The organism is Acinetobacter sp. ANC 3929 (genome assembly GCF_000369405.1).
Taxonomy (GTDB): Bacteria; Pseudomonadota; Gammaproteobacteria; order Pseudomonadales; family Moraxellaceae; genus Acinetobacter.
Genome location: NZ_KB849999.1, coordinates 378,238 through 379,412 on the forward strand (window position 1 = coordinate 378,238; position 1,175 = coordinate 379,412).

General features: G+C 53.4%; 1 protein-coding gene. It reads left to right on the forward strand.

Annotation, left to right across the window (positions count from 1 at the left end):
* The coding region (locus F909_RS21405; protein WP_005150370.1) for an Ig-like domain-containing protein at positions 1-1,175 on the forward strand (1,175 nt) is incomplete at both ends.

The following is a 1,175-nucleotide window of genomic DNA, read 5'->3' on the forward strand; positions in this document are numbered from 1 at the left end:
GATGCGAGCTACACGGTGAATATCACGACCCCAGTGGTGGTGGTGAATCCAATTACCGGTGACAACATCATCAATGCGGTAGAAGCAGGCGCAACCCAAACCGTGAGTGGTTCAGTGGTGGGCAGCTTCACGGTGGGCGATGCCGTGACTGTGAATGTGAATGGTACGGTATACAACACCACAGTACAGGCGGGTGGTACGTGGAGCGTGAACGTTCCAGGTAGCGACTTGAGTGCCGATGCAGACAGCACGATTAACGTCACCGTGAATGTGACGGGTGTAGGTCCAGTCAGCACTGACCACAGCTATACCGTGGATATTACGCCACCGAACCCAGCGGGTGCGGTACTGAACATTGCCCCTGTGACAGCAGACAACGTCTTGAATGCGGCAGAGTCAGGCAGCAATGTGACCTTGACTGGAACGTTGACTGGTATCCCTGTGGATGCAGCGACGACGGTTGTCACCGTTGTTGTCAACGGTGTGACGTACACTGCGACAGTCGATACAGCAGCAGGAACGTGGAGTGTCAGTGTCCCTGGTAGCGGTTTATTGGCGGATGGTGATAAAACCATTGATGCCAAAGCGACCTTTACCGATACCGCGGGCAACAGCAGCAACATCACGGATACGCAAGTGTATACAGTCGATGTGACTGCACCGAATGCCCCAGACATTGATCCAATCAATGGCACTGATCCAATTACCGGTACAGCAGAACCAGGTTCAACCGTAACGGTGACCTTCCCGAATGGTGCCAGTGTTCAAGTACCAACGGATCCAACCACAGGGGTATGGACCACACCAAACCCAGGTAACTTGCCAGATGGCAGTACTGTGACAGCGATTGCCACTGACCCAGCAGGTAACCCATCGTTACCGGGCAGTGAAGTGGTGGACAGCCTACCACCGAACCCAGCGGGTGCATTACTGAACATCGATGCAGTCACTGCGGATAACGTGATCAATGCAACAGAAGGTGCAGGCAATGTAACGATCACAGGAACCTTGACAGGTATTCCTGCAGATGCAGCAACCACCGTTGTGACCCTGGTCATTAACGGAGTGACCTACACTGCGATTGTAAATACAGCAGCAGGTACGTGGAGTGCAGTGGTTGCAGGCAGTGACCTGTTGGCGGATGGTGATAAAACCATTGATGCCAAAGCGACCTT